Source organism: Ruegeria sp. AM5 (assembly GCF_056540645.1).
Genome location: NZ_JBQFXC010000005.1, coordinates 137,269 through 155,194, shown reverse-complemented (window position 1 = coordinate 155,194; position 17,926 = coordinate 137,269). Strand labels below are relative to the sequence as shown.

21 protein-coding genes are annotated in these 17,926 nt (G+C 58.9%); 7 read left to right on the top strand and 14 right to left on the bottom strand.

What is annotated here, in order from left to right; genetic code table 11:
• Window positions 1–45 precede the first annotated feature (45 nt).
• Both ACR0AH_RS14165 and soxR read right to left on the bottom strand, forming a co-directional pair.
• Window positions 46–1,692, bottom strand: coding sequence for an electron transfer flavoprotein-ubiquinone oxidoreductase (locus ACR0AH_RS14165; RefSeq protein ID WP_480592438.1), 1,647 nt, complete (start codon window positions 1,690–1,692; stop codon window positions 46–48).
• A 136-nt stretch (window positions 1,693–1,828) separates the two neighbouring features.
• Window positions 1,829–2,284 carry a redox-sensitive transcriptional activator SoxR gene (gene soxR / locus ACR0AH_RS14160; protein ID WP_170395726.1) on the bottom strand — a complete coding sequence of 152 codons (456 nt, stop codon included), beginning with the start codon at window positions 2,282–2,284 and terminating at the stop codon, window positions 1,829–1,831.
• Window positions 2,285–2,373: 89 nt separating this feature from the next.
• Between soxR and ACR0AH_RS14155 the strand changes: the two genes are divergently transcribed.
• The 3 genes from ACR0AH_RS14155 to ACR0AH_RS14145 all read left to right on the top strand — a co-directional run bounded on the left by ACR0AH_RS14155 (window position 2,374) and on the right by ACR0AH_RS14145 (window position 4,465).
• Window positions 2,374–2,754: a VOC family protein gene (locus ACR0AH_RS14155; RefSeq protein WP_480571461.1), complete on the top strand. Its 381-nt coding sequence runs from the start codon at window positions 2,374–2,376 to the stop codon at window positions 2,752–2,754.
• Between the two features lie 233 nt (window positions 2,755–2,987).
• Window positions 2,988–3,458 carry a transcription elongation factor GreA gene (greA, locus tag ACR0AH_RS14150; RefSeq protein WP_170395722.1) on the top strand — a complete coding sequence of 157 codons (471 nt, stop codon included), beginning with the start codon at window positions 2,988–2,990 and terminating at the stop codon, window positions 3,456–3,458.
• A 14-nt stretch (window positions 3,459–3,472) separates the two neighbouring features.
• Window positions 3,473–4,465 carry a hypothetical protein gene (locus ACR0AH_RS14145; RefSeq protein WP_480592436.1) on the top strand — a complete coding sequence of 331 codons (993 nt, stop codon included), beginning with the start codon at window positions 3,473–3,475 and terminating at the stop codon, window positions 4,463–4,465.
• Here the strand turns inward: ACR0AH_RS14145 and ACR0AH_RS14140 are convergent.
• The 4 genes from ACR0AH_RS14140 to ACR0AH_RS14125 are packed head-to-tail and all read right to left on the bottom strand — an operon-like array spanning window position 4,462 to window position 7,751.
• On the bottom strand, window positions 4,462–5,727 hold the full coding sequence (locus tag ACR0AH_RS14140) for a molybdenum cofactor synthesis domain-containing protein (RefSeq protein ID WP_170733560.1): 1,266 nt from the start codon (window positions 5,725–5,727) through the stop codon (window positions 4,462–4,464). The two genes, ACR0AH_RS14145 and ACR0AH_RS14140, sit on opposite strands and share 4 nt — an antisense overlap.
• The gene (gene mobB / locus ACR0AH_RS14135; RefSeq protein WP_480592434.1) at window positions 5,724–6,215 is read right to left on the bottom strand and encodes a molybdopterin-guanine dinucleotide biosynthesis protein B; all 492 of its coding nucleotides are present in this window, start codon (window positions 6,213–6,215) and stop codon (window positions 5,724–5,726) included. Before mobB ends, ACR0AH_RS14140 begins: the two co-directional genes overlap by 4 nt.
• Window positions 6,212–6,868 (bottom strand): molybdenum cofactor guanylyltransferase MobA, encoded by a 657-nt coding sequence (gene mobA / locus ACR0AH_RS14130; RefSeq protein WP_170733558.1) that lies wholly within the window; start codon window positions 6,866–6,868, stop codon window positions 6,212–6,214. Before mobA ends, mobB begins: the two co-directional genes overlap by 4 nt.
• Window positions 6,861–7,751 (bottom strand): formate dehydrogenase accessory sulfurtransferase FdhD, encoded by an 891-nt coding sequence (locus ACR0AH_RS14125; RefSeq protein WP_170423927.1) that lies wholly within the window; start codon window positions 7,749–7,751, stop codon window positions 6,861–6,863. Before ACR0AH_RS14125 ends, mobA begins: the two co-directional genes overlap by 8 nt.
• A gap of 49 nt (window positions 7,752–7,800) precedes the next feature.
• Between ACR0AH_RS14125 and ACR0AH_RS14120 the strand changes: the two genes are divergently transcribed.
• Both ACR0AH_RS14120 and ACR0AH_RS14115 read left to right on the top strand, forming a co-directional pair.
• Window positions 7,801–8,511, top strand: a complete 711-nt coding sequence (locus ACR0AH_RS14120) for an AzlC family ABC transporter permease (RefSeq protein ID WP_170408370.1) — start codon at window positions 7,801–7,803, stop codon at window positions 8,509–8,511.
• On the top strand, window positions 8,508–8,840 hold the full coding sequence (locus ACR0AH_RS14115; RefSeq protein WP_170395711.1) for an AzlD domain-containing protein: 333 nt from the start codon (window positions 8,508–8,510) through the stop codon (window positions 8,838–8,840). Before ACR0AH_RS14120 ends, ACR0AH_RS14115 begins: the two co-directional genes overlap by 4 nt.
• On the opposite strand, the gene ACR0AH_RS14110 is transcribed toward ACR0AH_RS14115, so the two are convergent.
• From ACR0AH_RS14110 to ACR0AH_RS14080, 7 genes are all read right to left on the bottom strand, one after another.
• Window positions 8,829–9,461, bottom strand: coding sequence for a hypothetical protein (locus ACR0AH_RS14110; protein WP_170395709.1), 633 nt, complete (start codon window positions 9,459–9,461; stop codon window positions 8,829–8,831). The two genes, ACR0AH_RS14115 and ACR0AH_RS14110, sit on opposite strands and share 12 nt — an antisense overlap.
• A 21-nt stretch (window positions 9,462–9,482) precedes the next feature.
• A complete protein-coding gene (locus tag ACR0AH_RS14105; protein WP_170395707.1) occupies window positions 9,483–9,617 on the bottom strand; it encodes an aa3-type cytochrome c oxidase subunit IV in 135 nt (44 codons plus the stop codon).
• Window positions 9,618–9,685: 68 nt separating this feature from the next.
• Window positions 9,686–10,240 (bottom strand): hypothetical protein, encoded by a 555-nt coding sequence (locus tag ACR0AH_RS14100; protein ID WP_170818584.1) that lies wholly within the window; start codon window positions 10,238–10,240, stop codon window positions 9,686–9,688.
• The gene (locus tag ACR0AH_RS14095; protein WP_480592432.1) at window positions 10,227–12,065 is read right to left on the bottom strand and encodes a glycerophosphodiester phosphodiesterase family protein; all 1,839 of its coding nucleotides are present in this window, start codon (window positions 12,063–12,065) and stop codon (window positions 10,227–10,229) included. The genes ACR0AH_RS14100 and ACR0AH_RS14095 overlap by 14 nt, the downstream gene beginning before the upstream one ends.
• 64 nt (window positions 12,066–12,129) lie before the next feature.
• A complete protein-coding gene (locus tag ACR0AH_RS14090; RefSeq protein ID WP_170395701.1) occupies window positions 12,130–12,579 on the bottom strand; it encodes a DUF6173 family protein in 450 nt (149 codons plus the stop codon).
• Between the two features lie 4 nt (window positions 12,580–12,583).
• Complete coding sequence (locus ACR0AH_RS14085) at window positions 12,584–13,630, bottom strand: MBL fold metallo-hydrolase (RefSeq protein WP_170395699.1); 1,047 nt, start codon at window positions 13,628–13,630, stop codon at window positions 12,584–12,586.
• Window positions 13,630–15,333, bottom strand: coding sequence for an acyl-CoA dehydrogenase family protein (locus ACR0AH_RS14080; protein ID WP_170513834.1), 1,704 nt, complete (start codon window positions 15,331–15,333; stop codon window positions 13,630–13,632). The genes ACR0AH_RS14085 and ACR0AH_RS14080 overlap by 1 nt, the downstream gene beginning before the upstream one ends.
• A 132-nt stretch (window positions 15,334–15,465) precedes the next feature.
• On the opposite strand from ACR0AH_RS14080, the gene ACR0AH_RS14075 reads away from it, so the two are divergent.
• Window positions 15,466–16,413 carry an L-threonylcarbamoyladenylate synthase gene (locus ACR0AH_RS14075; protein ID WP_480592430.1) on the top strand — a complete coding sequence of 316 codons (948 nt, stop codon included), beginning with the start codon at window positions 15,466–15,468 and terminating at the stop codon, window positions 16,411–16,413.
• Here ACR0AH_RS14075 and ACR0AH_RS14070 read toward each other — a convergent pair.
• The gene (locus tag ACR0AH_RS14070; RefSeq protein WP_170395693.1) at window positions 16,410–16,964 is read right to left on the bottom strand and encodes a YqgE/AlgH family protein; all 555 of its coding nucleotides are present in this window, start codon (window positions 16,962–16,964) and stop codon (window positions 16,410–16,412) included. The genes ACR0AH_RS14075 and ACR0AH_RS14070 overlap by 4 nt on opposite strands.
• A gap of 148 nt (window positions 16,965–17,112) precedes the next feature.
• Here ACR0AH_RS14070 and ACR0AH_RS14065 point away from each other — a divergent pair, with 148 nt between their 5' ends.
• Window positions 17,113–17,925, top strand: a complete 813-nt coding sequence (locus ACR0AH_RS14065) for a protein-disulfide reductase DsbD domain-containing protein (protein WP_480592428.1) — start codon at window positions 17,113–17,115, stop codon at window positions 17,923–17,925.
• Window position 17,926 lies beyond the last annotated feature (1 nt).

Sequence of the window (17,926 nt, the reverse complement as noted above, 5' to 3'; positions counted from 1 at the left end):
GCAATGGCAGAGCCTTCACGACCCTGCCAACGCCCGTGTTCTTGCCTACATATTGGGGTAGTTCGGCCCGTCGCCGCCCTGCGGTGTAGTCCAGGTGATGTTCTGGCTGGGATCCTTGATGTCACAGGTCTTGCAGTGAACACAGTTCTGGAAGTTGATCACGAATCGCGGCCCGTCTTCATCCTCGACCATCTCATAGACGCCTGCGGGGCAGTAACGCTGTGCCGGCTCGTCGAATTTGGGCAGGTTGACCTTAACCGGGATGTCCGGGTCGGTCAGTTTCAGATGGCAAGGCTGGCTTTCCTCGTGGTTGGTGGCCGCAAACGATACGTTCGTCAGGCGGTCAAAGGACAGTGTGCCATCGGGTTTCGGGTAGTCGATGGGTTGATGCTTGCTGGCATCTTCGGTCGATTCCGCGTCGTTCTTGCCGTGGCCCAGAGTGCCCAGCAGCGAGAAGCCCAGCGTATTGGTCCACATGTCCATACCGCCCAGTACCAGGCTGGCGGTCAGGCCGTATTTCGACCACAGCGGTTTGACGTTGCGCACCTTCTTCAGATCCGAGCCGATTGCACCATCGCGAACGTCGGTCTCATAAGCGGTCAGCTCATCACCCGAACGCTCGGCCTTGATGGCATCATAGGCGGCCTCGGCCGCGGCCTTGCCTGACAGCATCGCGTTGTGGTTGCCCTTGATGCGCGGCACGTTGACCATGCCCGCCGAGCAACCCAACAGCGCAACACCCGGTGCGACCAGTTTCGGCATCGACTGGTAGCCACCCTCGGTGATCGCACGGGCGCCGTAAGCCACACGCTTACCGCCTTTCAGCAGCTCGGCCACCATCGGGTGGTGCTTGAAGCGCTGGAATTCCATGTAGGGGTACAGGTGCGGGTTCTTGTAGTTAAGGTGGACCACAAAACCGACATAGACCTGATTGTTTTCAAGGTGATATATGAAAGACCCACCACCCGCATTGCTGCCCAGCGGCCAGCCCATGGTGTGCGTGACCGAGCCTTCTTTGTGCTTGGCTGGATCAATCTCCCAGATCTCTTTCATGCCAACGCCGTATTTCTGCGGCTCTTTACCGGCAGACAGGTCGTATTTGGCGATGACTTCCTTGGACAGTGAGCCGCGCACGCCTTCCGACAGGAAGACATATTTGCCATGCAGTTCCATGCCCGGCTCGGTGTTGGGGCCGTAGGATCCGTCTGGCTCCAGACCAAATACACCGGCTACAACGCCTTTGACTTCACCGTTCTCACCGTAGACCAGCTCGGAACAGGCCATGCCGGGGAAGATTTCGACGCCTAGTTCTTCGGCCTGCTCTGCCATCCAGCGGCAGACATTGCCCATCGAAACGATGTAGTTGCCGTGGTTGTTCATCAGCGGCGGCATCGGGAAATTGGGGATGCGGATCTTGCCAGCCTCGCCCAGCATGTAGAAATTGTCTTCATGCACAGGCACGTTCAGCGGGGCACCCTTTTCCTTCCAATCGGGGATCAGAGCATCCAGACCACAAGGGTCCAGCACCGCACCCGACAGGATATGCGCACCCACTTCCGAACCCTTCTCTAGAACCACGACGTTCAGGTCGGCATCCAGCTGTTTCAGACGGATGGCCGCAGACAGGCCCGCAGGGCCAGCACCCACGATCACCACGTCATATTCCATCGCTTCGCGTTCAATCTCGGCCATCGCGGGCTCCTTAGCTAACTTTCCGAATTGGCGCTTTCTTCATGCGGTCGGCGCAATATTGTTTCACGGCTGATTACATGGTCATAAAGACTTTGGTCAATCGAAACACGGCGTAACAACGCCGCTATTCGACACTTCAGGCTTCGGGTGCGTCCCCCATAAGGTATCTGGGACCGCTACCATGGGATTTGGCCCTGTCATCGGGGTTGTAAAGCTTGCATTTCGGCAGGCTGAGGCAGCCGCAACCAATACATCCATCCAGATTGTCGCGCAGTCGCATCAGCGTATCGATTCGCTGATCCAGATGCGTGCGCAGCCGTTCGCTGATACTCTTCCAGTCCTGAGGCGTCGGTGTGCGGTTTCCTGGCAAGCCCGACAATACCTCGCGGATCTCGGGCAAAGTTAGACCGAATTGCTGCGCGATCATCACAAAGCTTAGCCGTCGGATATCGGCGCGCTGATAACGCCGCTGCCCACCCGCGTTACGCCATGGAGATATCAAACCTTGCGCCTCGTAGTATCGGATCGCCGACACTGCCAACCCAGTGCGCCGGGCCAATGCTCCAATCGCCAGACCTTCCGAAACAACCATTACATCCTCCCAAAGAAATCTCTTGACCTAAAGTTAGGTTTAGAAATTACAGTGAGTCGGGACAAGCCTCAAATTGGAAGGAGAATCCCATGATGGCGACGCTGGAACATACTAATTTCACGGTCCGCGACCCAAAGGCATCTGCGGCGTGGATGCAGAAAGTCTTTGACTGGAAAACACGCTGGGAAGGCCCTGCAATTGCCGGTGGCTATACGGTGCATGTGGGCAGCCCTCATACCTATCTGGCACTCTACGCCCCCGGCGATCCCAAGCCATCAGGCGAATGCAGCTATGATTACGTGGGCGGCTTGAACCATGTAGGTGTGCTGGTCGAGGATATCGACGCCACCGAGGAAAAGGTCCGCAAAGCGGGATTTGAACCGCACAACCACGCAGACTATGAGCCAGGCAAGCGGTTCTATTTCGAAGATGACAATGGCATCGAATTCGAAGTGGTTCAGTATGATTGAGATGCTGTGGCTTGGGCACGAAGCCAGCCGTTGGCGAAGTGGAGAATTGTTGGGACAGCGCCACAGGCGCACCCGCCCCCCGGAACGGCGGCGCTAAGTTGCGAGTTTACTAACAACGCACACCTCCCTCTTGCAATTCACGCCTCATTTGGGTCAGGTAAATGCCAACCCATCCTTCGCCCCGACGCTATTGTGCGGCGGGGCGTAACAATTTCTGCGTGGACGACAAGACAATGGAAAAGATCCCCATGACGCCTTCGGGCAATGCCGCGCTCGAGGCAGAGCTGAAGAATCTGAAATCCGTCGAGCGCCCGGCGATCATCGAGGCGATTGCCTCAGCCCGCGAACTGGGCGACCTGAAAGAAAACGCCGAATACCACTCGGCGCGCGAAAAGCAGGGCTTTATCGAAGGCCGCATCAAAGAGCTTGAAGGCATCCTGTCGCTGGCAGATGTCATTGATCCGGCCAAACTGTCAGGGGCCATCAAGTTCGGCGCGAAGGTCACGTTGGTGGATGAAGATACCGACGAAGAAAAGACCTGGCAGATCGTGGGTGAGTATGAGGCCAATATCGAAGCGGGCCTTCTGAACATCAAATCCCCCATCGCCCGCGCCCTGATTGGCAAAGAAGAAGGCGACAGTGTCGAGGTCCGCACCCCCGGAGGCGTGCGCTCTTATGAAGTTCTGAGTATCGAATACGCCTGACCGGAGCGTTTGTCATGTCAGGGTCTGAACCTGAGCAAGAACCCGAGAAACCCACCTCGCTGGGTATCTACGACCGTCCGGCGCACCGTTCGGTCACCGAGATCGAGATTGCAGCAGTTGTTCTCAGCCTGATCTGGCTGGTGGTGTCGGTCGTGTTTCTGGTACTGCCCAGCGGGCAACAAGGAGGGTTCATCGTCACCTTCCTGGCGGTGTTCATGCCGGTCGCAATGATCTGGGTCGCAGCCCTTGCGATGCGCGCCAGCCGAGTGATGCGCGAAGAAAGCGCCCGCCTGCAGACAGCCATCGATGCGATCCGCAACAGCTATGTCGTTCAGCAACAACGCGCGGCCAGCACGTATGAGCCGACGGTCGGCAAGAAACTGGATGAAATCGCCGAAAGCGCAAAAAAGACCGAGAGCGCGCTGGCGACATTCTCGACCAATCGCGGTGAACCCGGGCGCACCCAAAGGCCCGCGCCGGACATGGCCAATCAGACTTCGTTGGAACTTGGCACCTCAGCGGAAGAAATTGCGCCCCCGTTGCCCACCGACATCTTTATCCGCGCCCTAAACTTCCCCGAGACGCAAAGCGATGCCGAGGGATTTAACGCGCTGCGGCTTGCATTGAAAGATCGCAAGACCTCGAAACTTGTGCAGGCCTCACAAGATGTTCTGACCCTTCTCAGCCAGGAAGGCATCTATATGGATGACCTGCGCCCCGATTTGGCCCGACCCGAAGTCTGGCGGCAATTTGCCCAAGGCGCGCGCGGGCGGTCGGTGGCTGCCTTGGGTGGCATTCGGGACCGTTCGTCACTGGCGCTGACTGCGGCGCGGATGAAACAGGATCCGATCTTTCGCGATGCCGCACACCATTTCCTGCGCCGCTTTGACCATATGATCGTCGAGTTCGAACCTAATGCCAGCGATGCCGAGCTTACAGCCCTGAGCGAAACCCGCACAGCGCGTGCCTTCATGCTGGTGGGGCGTGTCGCAGGGACGTTCGATTAAAGCCCAAAACTCCCGTAGGGTATGAACCTCACCAGATCGCCGGGCTTGATATCGCGGGCACCGTCCTCGATTTCGACCAAGCCTTCGGCCCAGCTCAGCCCGCTGATCCGGCCAGATCCTTCCGAATGGAATACCTCGGCCTGTCCTTCACGGATGCGCGCCCGCAGGTATTCTCGACGACCCGGTTTCTTGTGCTTTTCGAACGCGGCGGGCACGTCGAAGCCTTGCGGCTCTTGCCATCCTGCACCCGCCAACAGGTTCAGTGCCGGGCAGGCAAAGATCAACGTGCAAACCAGTGCTGCCACCGGATTGCCCGGCAAGCCAAACACCGGCGTCTGATCCCACATGCCCAGCGCCAAAGGCCGCCCGGGTTTTAGTGCGATGCGCCATTCCTGCATCGCCCCGGCCTCTCGCAACAAAGCCGAGACGTGATCTTCATCGCCGGCGGAGGCGCCGCCACTGGTAAGGATTACATCCACTTGCTGAGCCGCGCGATCCAAATGCTGTTTCAGCGCCGCGCGATCATCCTCGGCGCGCCCAAGATCAACCGATTTGAATCCAATCCGCTCGGCCAGTGACAGCAGCATCGGACGATTGGCATCATAAATCTGCCCCAGTCCGGCGCTGTCACCCGGCTCGACCAACTCATCCCCGGTCGATAGCACTCCGACCCGCAAAACCTTGCGGACGGAAACCTCAGCCAGACCAACCGCCGACAAAAGCGCCAGATCCGTTGGTGTTAAACGCCGCCCAATTGGCAAGGTCAGCGCGCCTTCAACCACGTCTTCGCCTGCCTTTCGCGTGTTCGCGCCCTGTTTCAACGGACCTCGGAATGCAATGTGCCCCTGATCAAAGGTCACATCCTCTTCCAATATGACCGTATTAACACCCTTTGGCAGTGCAGCTCCGGTAAGAATGCGTATCGCATGGCCCTCTGGGACCTCACCGTCAAAGGGTACACCCGCAGCCGCCCGGCCCTCTACCAAAGGCATGACACAGGGTCCGTCCGGCACCGGACCGGCAAATCCGTACCCATCGACAGCGGTGTTGGGCTGAGGCGGGTTTGATCGTTTGGCCGACACGTCCACCGCCAGAACTCGGCCCGCCGCCCGCATCACGGGCACGTTTTCAACCCCAGCTACCACCGACAATCTGTCTCGCAAAAGCGCCAGAGCCTCATCAACGGGCGTCCAGTTCACCCCTGCAGGCAAGGCGAAACAATCATTGCGCAAGGGCGGAGGTGAGATATCCGGCGTGCTCATAATCTGACCTCTTCCAGGATGAAATCTGCAATGGCCGCCGTATCATCCAGATCAAACACCGGGCAATCCAATTCCAAAGGCGTATCACTTGCAACCGCGCGAACCGTGTCATCATCCGTGGCGATCAGCGGATTTCCGGGTTCAGCGCGAAACGCTTCGATCTTGGGATGACGCTCGCGCTTGAAGCCTTCGATCAACACCAGATCGACCGGAGACAAACGCGACAGCAAGGTGTCCAGCTTCGGCTCGGGCGCACCGCGCAACTCCTGCATCAGTGCGATCCGCTGGCCGGATGCCAACAGCACTTCGGACGCACCCGCCGCGCGATGCCGCTGGCTGTCGGTACCCGGCTGGTCGACGTCGACGGAATGATGCGCATGTTTAACGGTGGAAACGGTATACCCACGTCCGGTGATTTCAGCCACCAGCCGTTCCACTAGGCCGGTTTTGCCCGCGTTTTTCCAACCGGTGACGCCGTAGACCCTCATACCTGCTCCAACAAGGTTTCAGCGCGGGCCAGATCATCGGGAGTGTTGACGTTGAAGAACGGATCAAACGGCTGGGCCGAAAACAGCGCCTCTCGCCCATCATGCTGGTCAGTCCACAGGACAACCTTGCGCAATCCAGCGTTCAACGCCTCCCTCAGATCATCGCGCAATACTACCGGCCAGAGCCCAAAGGTCGGATGCCGATTGATCCGCTTGCCGCCGCCGGATTTTAAAGCCTCGTCACTCGTGCGCGGGGTGGTTGCCAGAACAAGGGGGTATTTCTGCCCTTTGGATGCGTTCACCAGTTGCGCCACAAGATCATGCGGAAAGAACGGAGTATCCGCCGCAACCGTCACGATAGAGTGCGCGCCCTGTTCAGCGGCCCAATCAAGCCCGGCCAAAACACCGGCCAGCGGCCCTGCAAAGCCCTCGATCGAGTCCGAAACAACCGGTAAGTTCAAGCGAGCAAACCGTTCGGCATCGCCGTTGGCGTTCAAAGCCAGCCCGCCGACCTGAGGGCGCAGCCTGTCTATCACCCGATCCAGCAGGCTCTGCCCGCCGATCTGCAACAGCCCTTTATCGCCGCCTCCCATTCGCGTTGCGAGGCCGCCTGCCAGAATAACCCCCAGCGGTTTTTGCGACTGTTCAGCCATCGGCACTTTTCCTGCGATGTTTTTTGTCCTCAATCGCCACGCTCGACGGATCGACATCGCGCACCAATCGGTCTTCGCCCGACAAACACACGAACCGCTGCCCGCGCATCCGGCCGATCAGAGTCAAACCGACCTCGCGCGCGATCTCGACGCCCCAGGCGGTGAATCCCGATCGCGAAGCGAGAACAGGGATGCCCATCATTGCCGTTTTGATCACCATTTCCGAAGTCAAACGACCGGTCGTATAGAGGATCTTGTCAGACGCAGTCGCACCCTCGGAGAGCATCCAGCCTGCGATCTTGTCGACCGCGTTATGGCGGCCCACGTCTTCCATATAAACCAACGGGTGGCTTTCATGACAAAGCACCGTGCCATGGATGGCACCCGCCTCGAGGTACAGAGACGGGGTGCGGTTGATCTTCGACGCCAACTCATACAGCCACGAGGTGCGCACCGAGACCTGTGGCAGGCGCACGTCCTCTAGCCCCTCCATCATGTCTCCGAACACAGTGCCTACTGCGCAACCGCTGGTGCGAGTCTTCTTCTTCAGCTTGTCCTCGTATGAGGTCTCACGCGCGGTACGCACGACCACGGTTTCCAGATCGTCGTCATAGTCGACCCGAGTAATTTCATCATCTGCAAGCAGCATCCCCTGATTACGCAGAAACCCGAGCGCAAGGTATTCGGGATAGTCGCCGATGGTCATTGCCGTCACGATTTCCTGTGAGTTGAGGAAAATGGTCAGCGGGCGTTCCTCGACCACCGAGATCTGACTGATCTCACCATTCTGGTCCACACCCTCGACACCGCGCGTCAGGCGGGCAGCCCCCGGATCGGGCGCAATGAGGTAGTCTGACAGGTCGATCTCCGTGGCCAATTGCAACCCCTTCCCAAGACGGCTACTGCTGCTCGCGTCACCATAGGATTTAGCCATGGCCTCTGCCACATCCAAGTCATACTTCTGGAAAGGTTTTCGCGACGGGACGCCGTTTATCTTCGTCGCCATGCCCTTTGGCCTTCTGTTTGGTGTTTTTGCCACAGAAGCAGGGCTGGATATCATCCAGACGATGGCCTTTTCCGCCACGGTGTTTGCCGGCGCTGCTCAGTTCACCGCATTGCAATTGCTGCAGGACAATACACCAACGGTTATCGTTCTGATCTCGGCCCTGGCTGTGAACCTGCGGGTGGCCATGTATTCGGCTTCACTGACCCCTTATCTGGGGGCGGCTCCGCTGTGGCAACGGGCCCTTGGAGCCTATCTTATTGTTGATCAGTCTTACGCCTGTTCGATTGTCCGATTCGAGAAAGAACCGGATATGTCCGTGCCTCAGCGCATGGCGTACTTTGTCGGCTCGGTCACGCCGATCACGCCGCTTTGGATACTCGCCACTTATCTGGGTGCTGTTCTGGGGGCGCAGATTCCGGAAAGCTGGGCTCTGGATTTTGCGCTGCCGATCACGTTCTTGTCCATGATCGGACCGATGATGCGCACCATGGCGCATGTTGTAGCCGCGCTGGTGGCGATTGTTGTCGCCCTGCTGTGCGTGGCAGTGCCGTTCAATCTTGGACTGTTGATCGCAGGGATAGCCGGGATGATGGCAGGTGCACGGGCTGAATTGATGTTAGAGCGGAAAAAGTCATGACGCAGATCGACCCGACAACCATGTGGATCATCATCGTAGGTCTGGCGATAGGCAGCTACCTTCTGCGCTTTACCTTTATCGGGCTGGTTGGCGACCGCCCGATGCCGCCCTGGCTTCTGCGGCACCTGAGGTACACAGCAGTGGCGATTCTGCCTGCCCTGATCGCACCTTTGGTAGTCTGGCCCACGGCCACCGAAGGACAACCGGATATGCCGCGCATGGCGGCTGCGGCAGTTGCGTTGACGGTGGGAATTGTGACGAAGAACGTCATAGCGGCCATCTTTTCAGGGGCCGCCACGCTTTACGGTCTGCTGTACCTAGTTGGTTGAGACCGCTTCAAGCTGATTGAGGCGCGCATTGTTTTCCGCCAGCCCCTGCTGAAGATCAGCCGAGTCATTCTCACGATAGTCCGTGGTCACAACGCCTGGAATCTGACCAAACTGATCGGATAGCTTCACCGGGTAGAATGTTGTTTTGATTTGCTCGAACCCCGGGACCTGTTGCAGCAATTGCGAGGTCGAATTTGCACAAAAAGCCTGCGAAACCGGGCCCATCTGCTTGGCCAATTGCAGCGCGATCTCGGCCTGCTGTGGCGTCACTTCGATCGTCTGAATACGGGCATAATGCGTCTCGCGCGCATGACTGCTGCGATAAGCGCGTTCGACATTTGGCGTGATGCCATAAAGGACATCATTCTTGATCGGCACCACATCCGCCCGGAACGATCCGGCAGGGTCAAATATGACCCGCTCGCTGCCGCTGATCATCAGCGACGTGTGTGCCCCCGACCCGGTGCGCGTGCTGATCATCGTATAGAGCGTCAGTGTCGATGGCCCCGGATCACGATAGGACCGGGCCACGATTTCCGAGGGATCAGCCTGCGGGCGCTGCGATCCCGCGCAACCCGCAACTGTCACTGCCAGCAGGCAGGCAATCAGAATCCTGAACAAGAGATGCGCCTCGTGTACCGTTTAGGCCGCAAAGACCGCCAGGAACAGGCAAAGGAGTACAATTGCCACCACGCACCACGTGGTGAATTTGATGAAACCGTCAAAGGTTTTTGTTTGAACGGTGATGTCCATCTCGCCGTGCTTGTGATCAGCCATGTTTATTAGAATCCCAATTCGCGTGTTTGAAATGTTGGATAATGCAAAATTCAGGGCCTGTCACGACGTCATTCGCGCGCAGTTGGGCCAAAGATGGTGCAGCCCGGATAACCGAACCCCCAGCGCCACGGCAGCCCGCTACAGGGACCGCCCCCAAAACGTACCGCCATGTACATCGCTTCAGACGTGATCGAATGGACCGAGCGGATTTGATCCGGCGTCATATCATAGCGTTCGGCATATTCATCAGCATGGCTTTCGCCGTGGGTTTTGACACAGGCGCGCAAGGTGTCATCGGCAGCGAGGCGGGCGTCATAACTGGCCCCAGCCTGCGACGCGCCACCTGCGTTGTGATAGGCGCGATCGTGAGTAACGCAGCAGTACTCCCATGGCGGGTGTTCTTCATAAAGCAGACTGAACTTCGGAAAGGTCTCGGCAACCATACGCCAGCTGGAAGATAATCCGCCCGAACAGCCGTCCGTTTCGAAGGGGGTCAGTTCAGCGCCTTCTATCGTGTCGGCCAACGCCCGGTGAGCGGGCATTTCCACGCTACGCATCAGGTCCTGCGCAGCTGCAGGCAGCGCGCAACAGACCAGAAGGGCGGCCAGTCTATGGTTCCGCATCACGCATCTCGGCAGTATCAATGGACAATCCGAATGTCGTCGCCAACCATAGCATCAGACGCTCGCCCGGTCCCATCTCGGCACGAACACGCAGTACTTCGCGAGCCATGGCAGGACGATCGGTGATCAGCCCGTCGACCCCCATCGATGCCATGGCCGACATCTGTAGCGGGTCATTCACCGTCCATACATAGATGTCCTTGCCCGCCTCATGGACCGAGCGGATCAGACCCGGAGATACCGTCGCCGCGTTTACGGCCACAAAATCGCCCTCAAGCCCCGACAGATTGCCGATGGCGGTTGCGGCCAGAACGCCTGCCCGCCAATCGGGGCGCAGCGCTTTCATCTTCTGTACTGCCGGGTATTTCAGCGACATGGTGGCGATGTCGTCCTGCATCCCCATCTCTTCGACAATTGTGGCGACTCGGTTTTCCAGGTCGACGTCATGGCCATAGTATTTCAGCTCGATGATGACCTTGGATTTGCCCTTCGCAGCTTCCAGAACATCGCGCAGCGTGGGCGTCCGTTCCGAGGCATATTCGGGGCCGAACCAACTGCCGATATCGATCTCGGCCACATCCTCCATGGTCGCGTCCCAGACCTTGAGCGGCACACCAGCCAGTTTCATGAAATCGCTGTCATGCGCGATGATGACCACACCATCCGCGGTCTCCTGAACGTCGATCTCAACCCAATCGGCGCCATCTTCGATAGCCTTCAACACTGCCGCCATGGTATTTTCCGGCCTTATCGCCGCCGCACCTCTATGACCAATGACATCCGCATGATCGGGGGCCTGAATGCGGACCAGCAACTCCTGCCCGGACCAGAGCCCGATCAGCAGGGCGATTGCCGCGGCACCGACCACAGCGTAAAGCGGCGCGCGCAGGTTGCCTGGTTCGGGATGAGGGACCTCTCGGCCTTGTGTGTCGAAGAACCCATCCAGCAGAACCGCCAATGCTCCCAGAGCGACGGCTGCAAGCACAAGCCCAGCCAGCGACCAGAGGCCCGCTACGATCATACTGAAGATCAGCGCAAAGCGCAGGTTCGTGCTTTCCTGCAACGGTACCAGATCGAACAACAGTCCGGCCACAAAGGCAATCAGTGCGGCGATCACGAGACGCATCGCAAGCCAAAGGCCAAGCTCGATCTTGAGGCGACCGCGTTTGCCTTCCATTCGATCCGTGCTGGCGGAGAAGGCCTCGGCGGGTTTGCAGCCCTCAAATAATACAAGATGCAGCGACAGCGCCCAGGCCGAGAGCCTGCGGATCAGAACCCAAGCCAGACACAGCACCACAAATCCGATCAGCACTACCGCCACCCAGAATGAAGGCGGGTGGAAGGTGAGGTAATAGTTGATGTCGTATTCAGTCAGCATCCACCAGGCGATCAGGCCAGCCACGGCGACAAAAGGCAGCGCAAGTACCAGCACACGCAAAATGAACCGTGCGGCAAAGCTGAAAAGCGCAGGTAAACGCGTCAGGATCAACCGGATGGAAGCACTGCCCGCGCGCCAAGGGTCACGCTCACCCATCCGCAATGATCCGGCCATGACCGAGAAGACAAAGACCTCGGCCAGTAAGAACAGGCTGAGAACTACAACCGCCGCGATGAAGCCCGCTGGTGACAGCAGGAACATCGCAATGTCCTGATCCGTCAGCGCCGATTGATCAGACAATGAGACAGCAAGATTGACGGCGATGGCAACGCCCGGAGCGATCAGTGCAACCAGCAGCAACCGGACGGCGACATAAACAGGCACAAACACGCGCCGCCGCGCCCATGCGCCCCGGTAGGCAGTTGTAACGGCTGAGAAATTGGTCACGCGGTTGCCTCCTGAATGGTCTATCCATTCAAGGCTGCGTAAGTGTGAATTGCAAGAGTGGGCGTCAGCTTTCTTCCAGATCAGCCGCCAGCCGGAAACCAATGCGGTTGGCTGGTTTATCCTCGATCGATTTCGGCAAGGCACGCAGCATCACATTCAACTGGCTGACATGCTGGACGAGCTGCGTTTTGGCGCCGCCTCCGTCCGAGCCATAGAAGGTAATCACATCCGGATCGAAATAGCCCATGCCCTCGATCCGCATTACACCGGCATCACCACCGGTGAATCCCATGGCAACCTCGTGATCGCCATCCAGAGTCTTCTCGAAATTCTGAATATACATGATCAGCCGCTCATAGGCCCATTGAGCAGGGCTTTTGCTTTCGACCGGCTTTTGCAATGGCTTGGGCAAATCCTTGTTCCCCGATGCCGCTTCAGGGTTGGCGTGCACCTCATAGCACCGCGGCAACGCCGCAGATTCCGCTGCCTCGGCTGAGGTTTCGATCTTGTCCATTGCTCTACCCTTTGCGCTGATATTCCCAAGCTCCGTCCGCGCGCCGCGTCCGGGTGACCGCTCCAATGTGGTAGAGATGGTTCATATGTGCAACCGCCTCGACCAGCGCGAGGCCGTATTCCCCGCCCCTGATCTGGCGCTTGAACAGCGGGGCAAAGCACTCGGCGGCGGTTTTGGGTTGATCGAGATCGTTCAGCAGACGCTCAAGCGCGCCGTGGTGGTTATCGATCAACTGCCGCATGCGGATCGGCAACCCGGTGAACGGCAGTTTGTGCCCGCCCAAAACCAAATGATCGGGCCGGGCCAGCGGTTGCAGGCGTTCGCACGCCTCCAACCAGTCGGCCACCGGATCGGCCATCGGCTCGGTGGCATAGACGCCCAAGTTGGAACTGATCGAACTGAGGATCTGATCACCGGTCAGCACCAGATTGTCCTCGCGGCTCCAGAAGGTGCAATGCTCGGGCGCATGGCCGTTGCCCATGTGAACATCCCAGTCGCGGCCACCCATGCGGATCACGTCGCCCTGTTTGACACGGGTAAATCCCAGCGGCATAGGGTACACGGCGTCGGCAAAGTTGAACGGACGCTCGGCCATCCGACCGGCCAGCACGTCCGGATCCATCCCCGCGCTGCGGTAATAATCCAACGTTTCCTTCGGCCAATTCTCTTGCACATCCAGCGTCAGCATACGTGCGAACAACCATGCGGTACGACTGGTGACCAGTTCTGCACCATGCTCGGACTGGAACCAGCCCGCATTGCCGACATGGTCAGGATGGTGATGAGTCACGACAACGCGACGGACGGGTTTGCCAGCCAATGGCCCTTCCATCAGGGCCTGCCAGATTCCCCGTGTTTTCTTTGAAGAAAGCCCTGTGTCGACGATGGTCCAGCCGTCGCCATCATCAAGTGCATAGACATTCACATGATCCAGCGCCATCGGCAAAGGCAGCCTGATCCACAGAACTCCTTCTGCAACTTCGACCCATTCGCCAGGAGCGGGTGGTTCCTCCCACGGATATCGCATCACTTGCGGAGCCTCGCCATCCATCAAACCGCCAGTTCCTCTGGGCTGAGGGCATAGAGGTCATCCGCCCCGTTCTGCGCCTGCGCAAGCAAGCCTGTATGTTCAGGCAGCAGCACATTGATATAATAGCGTGCCAACTTGGCGCGCGGTCCATCGGGATCGGCCAGAGCCGCTGACAAATGGTAATGCCCGCCCAGAACCCGCGCGAACGCTTTTAGATACGAAGCCGCGCCAGCAAACCGGTTGTTCATATCCGATTGAGCAACGAGCCACTCCGTCGCTTCCCGCAGCGACTCGGAAGCTTCCCAAACAGGACCAGCAAGTTCAGGCATCGTGGCGCGCGCCTTCTCGGCTTGATCCTCGATCTCATCCAGAAGGTTCGAGGCCGCCTCACCCCCATCCATCATCTTGCGCGCTACGAGGTCCATGGCCTGAATACCATTTGTGCCCTCGTAGATCGCGGTCACACGGACGTCGCGATAATATTGTGCAGCACCAGTTTCTTCGATGAAGCCCATGCCGCCATGCACTTGAACGCCGGTCTCGGAAACGCGCATGCCGGTCTCGGTGCCAAAAGCCTTGCAGATCGGCGTCAGCAGCGCCGCACGTGCCGCCCAATCGGCCTCACCCGTGGCCTGCGCCATGTCGATTGCAGCTGCATTGGCCAGCATGATCGCCCGCGCCGCAAACACATCTGCGCGCATCGACATCAGCATCCGCCGCACATCCGCATGGTCGATGATCGCGCCCGAAGGCGTCTTGCCCTGTTTACGCTCCAACGCATAGGCCAGCGCATGCTGGTAGGCCCCTTCGGCGACACCCACACCTTCGCCACCAACGCCCAAACGCGCGTTGTTCATCATGGTGAACATCGCGGCCATGCCGCCATGTTCCTTGCCGACCAGCCAACCCTTGGCCCCGTCATACTGCATCACGCAGGTGGGCGAGCCGTGCAGACCCATCTTGTGTTCCAGCGAGACCACCTTGAGGTCATTGGCCACGCCGGGGTTGCCGTTCTCGTCGGGGATGTATTTCGGCACCAGAAACAGCGAAATCCCCTTGGTCCCCGGCACGCCGTCGGGCAGACGGGCCAGTACCAGATGGCAGACATTCTCGGCAAAGTCGTTGTCGCCCCAAGAGATATAGATCTTCTGCCCGGTCACCGAATAGGTGCCGTCGCCATTGTCTTCGGCCTTCGAGGTCAGCGCGCCCACATCCGATCCGGCCTGCGGTTCGGTTAGGTTCATGGTGCCTGACCATTCACCCGCCATCATCTTGGGCAGATAGAGCGCCTTCAACGCATCGCTTGCGTGATGCTCCAGCGCCTCGATCTGGCCTTGGGTCATCAGCGGGGCCAGTTGCAGCGACAGGCAGGCCGCGCTCATCATCTCATTCACGGCAGTGGTCATGGTCATGGGCAGACCCATACCGCCATATTCGGGATCGCCGCTCATCCCGATCCAGCCGCCTTCGGCAATTGCTTTCCAACCTTCGGCATAGCCTGGAGACGTTCGCAGCACGCCGTTTTCCAATCGGGCCGGTTCCAGATCGCCGGGGCGCTGCAGCGGGGCCATGACCTCTTCGCACAGCTTTCCGGCTTCGGTCAGAATGGCGCTGACCACATCCTCGCTGGCTTCCGAGAACTTTTCGGTCGCGGCGATCTGGTCAAAGCCGATCACGTTGCGGAACAGGAATTCATAGTCTGAGATCGGGGCGCGATAGGGCATGGCTTCCCTCTGGTTCTGGCAAGTTGTCAGCGTGGGGTTGGAATCCCGGCCCCACGCCGGTATTCATCTGGGCTGGCACGATTACCTACCGTTACCTGAACTGCAAGCAACCAAAACGCGGCGTCACGATCCATGACCCTTCTCGGTACTCAAGACTTACCAGCAAACGCCGACGGGCTCGCCAAGGCCGCTGACCTGTTGCGACAGGGGCTGCTGGTCGCTTTCCCGACCGAGACCGTCTATGGACTGGGTGGCGATGCACGGAACGGCGAGGCTGTGGCCGCGATCTATGAAGCCAAGGGGCGACCCAGTTTTAACCCACTGATCGCCCATGTCGCCTCAACCGAGACCGCCAAACGGTTTGTCCAATGGACCGATCAGGCTGATTTGTTGGCTGATGCCTTCTGGCCCGGACCGTTAACTCTGGTCCTTCCTCTGCGCCTCGATCACGGGATTTCGTCGCTGGTCACAGCTGGCTTGGATACTCTGGCCGTTCGTGTGCCTGCGCATCCCACAGCGCAGGCTTTACTGGCCGCTTTTGACGGTCCTGTGGCAGCCCCATCGGCCAACCCCTCTGGTCAGATCAGCCCAACGACGGCGGCCCATGTCCGAGCGGGGCTGGAGGGACGCATAGCCGCAGTTCTGGACGATGGGCCGTGCGGTGTCGGGCTTGAGTCCACTATTGTGGGTCTGGCCGGCACCCCTGCCTTGTTGCGTCCAGGTGGTCTCGCATTGGAACAAATCGAAGAGGTTCTAAAGGCAGAACTTCATCACCACCAACCCGGCGATCTGCTTACTGCGCCGGGGCAGTTGCAATCCCATTACGCGCCGGACGCGCCGGTGCGGCTGAACGCCCGGTCACGGCAGGGGGACGAGGTGTTGCTGGGTTTTGGCCCCGTTGATTGTGATCTGAACCTCTCCAGCACCAGCAACTTGCCCGAGGCCGCTGCCAACCTGTTTGCCGCCCTTCACAAACTTAACGATACCGGTCGGCCAATCGCCGTATCACCAATTCCCCATCACGGATTAGGTGCGGCCATCAACGACCGTCTACGCCGCGCAGCAGCCCCTCGCGATTAGGCGCGGCCTGCACTGGCTGATAGGGTCAGCGGATCAACACCAAGCGTAGCCAAAGCCGCCTCCCATTTCTCGTCATCAGGGACATCAAAGACCAGTTTCGACGACGCATCAGTCGTTAACCAACCATTCATCGCGATCTCATCTTCCAACTGACCCGGCCCCCAGCCGGAATAACCTAAAGTCAGCATCGAATTCAGCGGCCCCTTGCCCGAGGCCAGATCCTCGAGCACATCCAGCGTTGCGGTCATGCTGAAATCTTCGGAAATCTGCATTGAATGCAGATTCGCCTCGTAATCTGCGCTATGCAGGACAAAGCCACGCGACATCTCGACCGGGCCGCCAAACTGCACCAGCCGTTCGCCAATTACGGGTATCCGACACGGGATGTTGAGCTGTTCCAGCAAGGTCTTGATCCGCAAGTCCGAAGGCTTGTTCACGATCAATCCCATCGCGCCGTCATCACCATGGCTGCAGATATAGACGACCGAATGCTCGAATCGCGGGTCGCCCATTCCGGGCATCGCAATCAACAGTTTTCCCGTAAGGTCCATCAGCAGATATCTCTTGCGCCATAGGATATCCCTAGAATGACCCTGTGAACCGGGGAATGGCAAGGGATCAGCCGGGATTTCCGTGCATTTCACAGAAGTGACCGGAACGTGACTTGGCAATCACGACCGGAATGCGCATGTTCTGCATATGAAAGCGCTTTGCAAATCTGCTGCAGCCGTGTTGGCCGTTAGCCTTTGTTTTGGTGCCCCCGCCATTGCGCAGGGGGTTGATAATCTGGTTCAGCTTGAGGTGTTGGACGGCGGCAAAACCGCCGAAGGTACCTATCAGGGGGCCTTGCGTCTAAAGCTCAAGGACGGGTGGAAGACCTATTGGCGCGCACCCGGCGATGCGGGCATTCCGCCGCAGTTTGATTGGAAAGGCTCTCGCAATATTGCAGACATAGCCTTCACATGGCCCGCGCCGCATGTGTTTGATCAGAACGGGCTGCGCTCGGTCGGGTATGAGGATCAACTTGTACTGCCCGTTGAAATTACGCCTAAGAACCCTGCCAAACCCGTGCGTTTGCGCGGCGAGATGGACTTGGGCGTGTGTAAGGATGTCTGCGTGCCGGGTCGGTTGCAATTCGATCACACAATGGATGCCGACGCTGCACGCAATCCGGCCATCGCCGCAGCCCTCGCCCAGCGCCCGTTTTCCGAACGCGAAGCAGGCGTGGCGGATGCGACGTGCCAATTGACTCCCACTGCAGACGGAATGCGGATCGAGGCGCGTATCACCATGCCTTCAGCGGGCGGGTCCGAATTCGCCGTCATTGAACCAGGAAACCCGGCACTCTGGGCATCGCAGCCCGATACACGCCGTCAGGGCAACACCCTGATCGCAAGCTCGGAGATTATCGGTGCCTCCGGCGGGCCATTTGCGCTGGATCGGTCCGAAGTGCGCATCACGGTTCTGGGGGCAAACCACGCTGTCGATATCCAAGGATGCAGCGCAGGCTGAC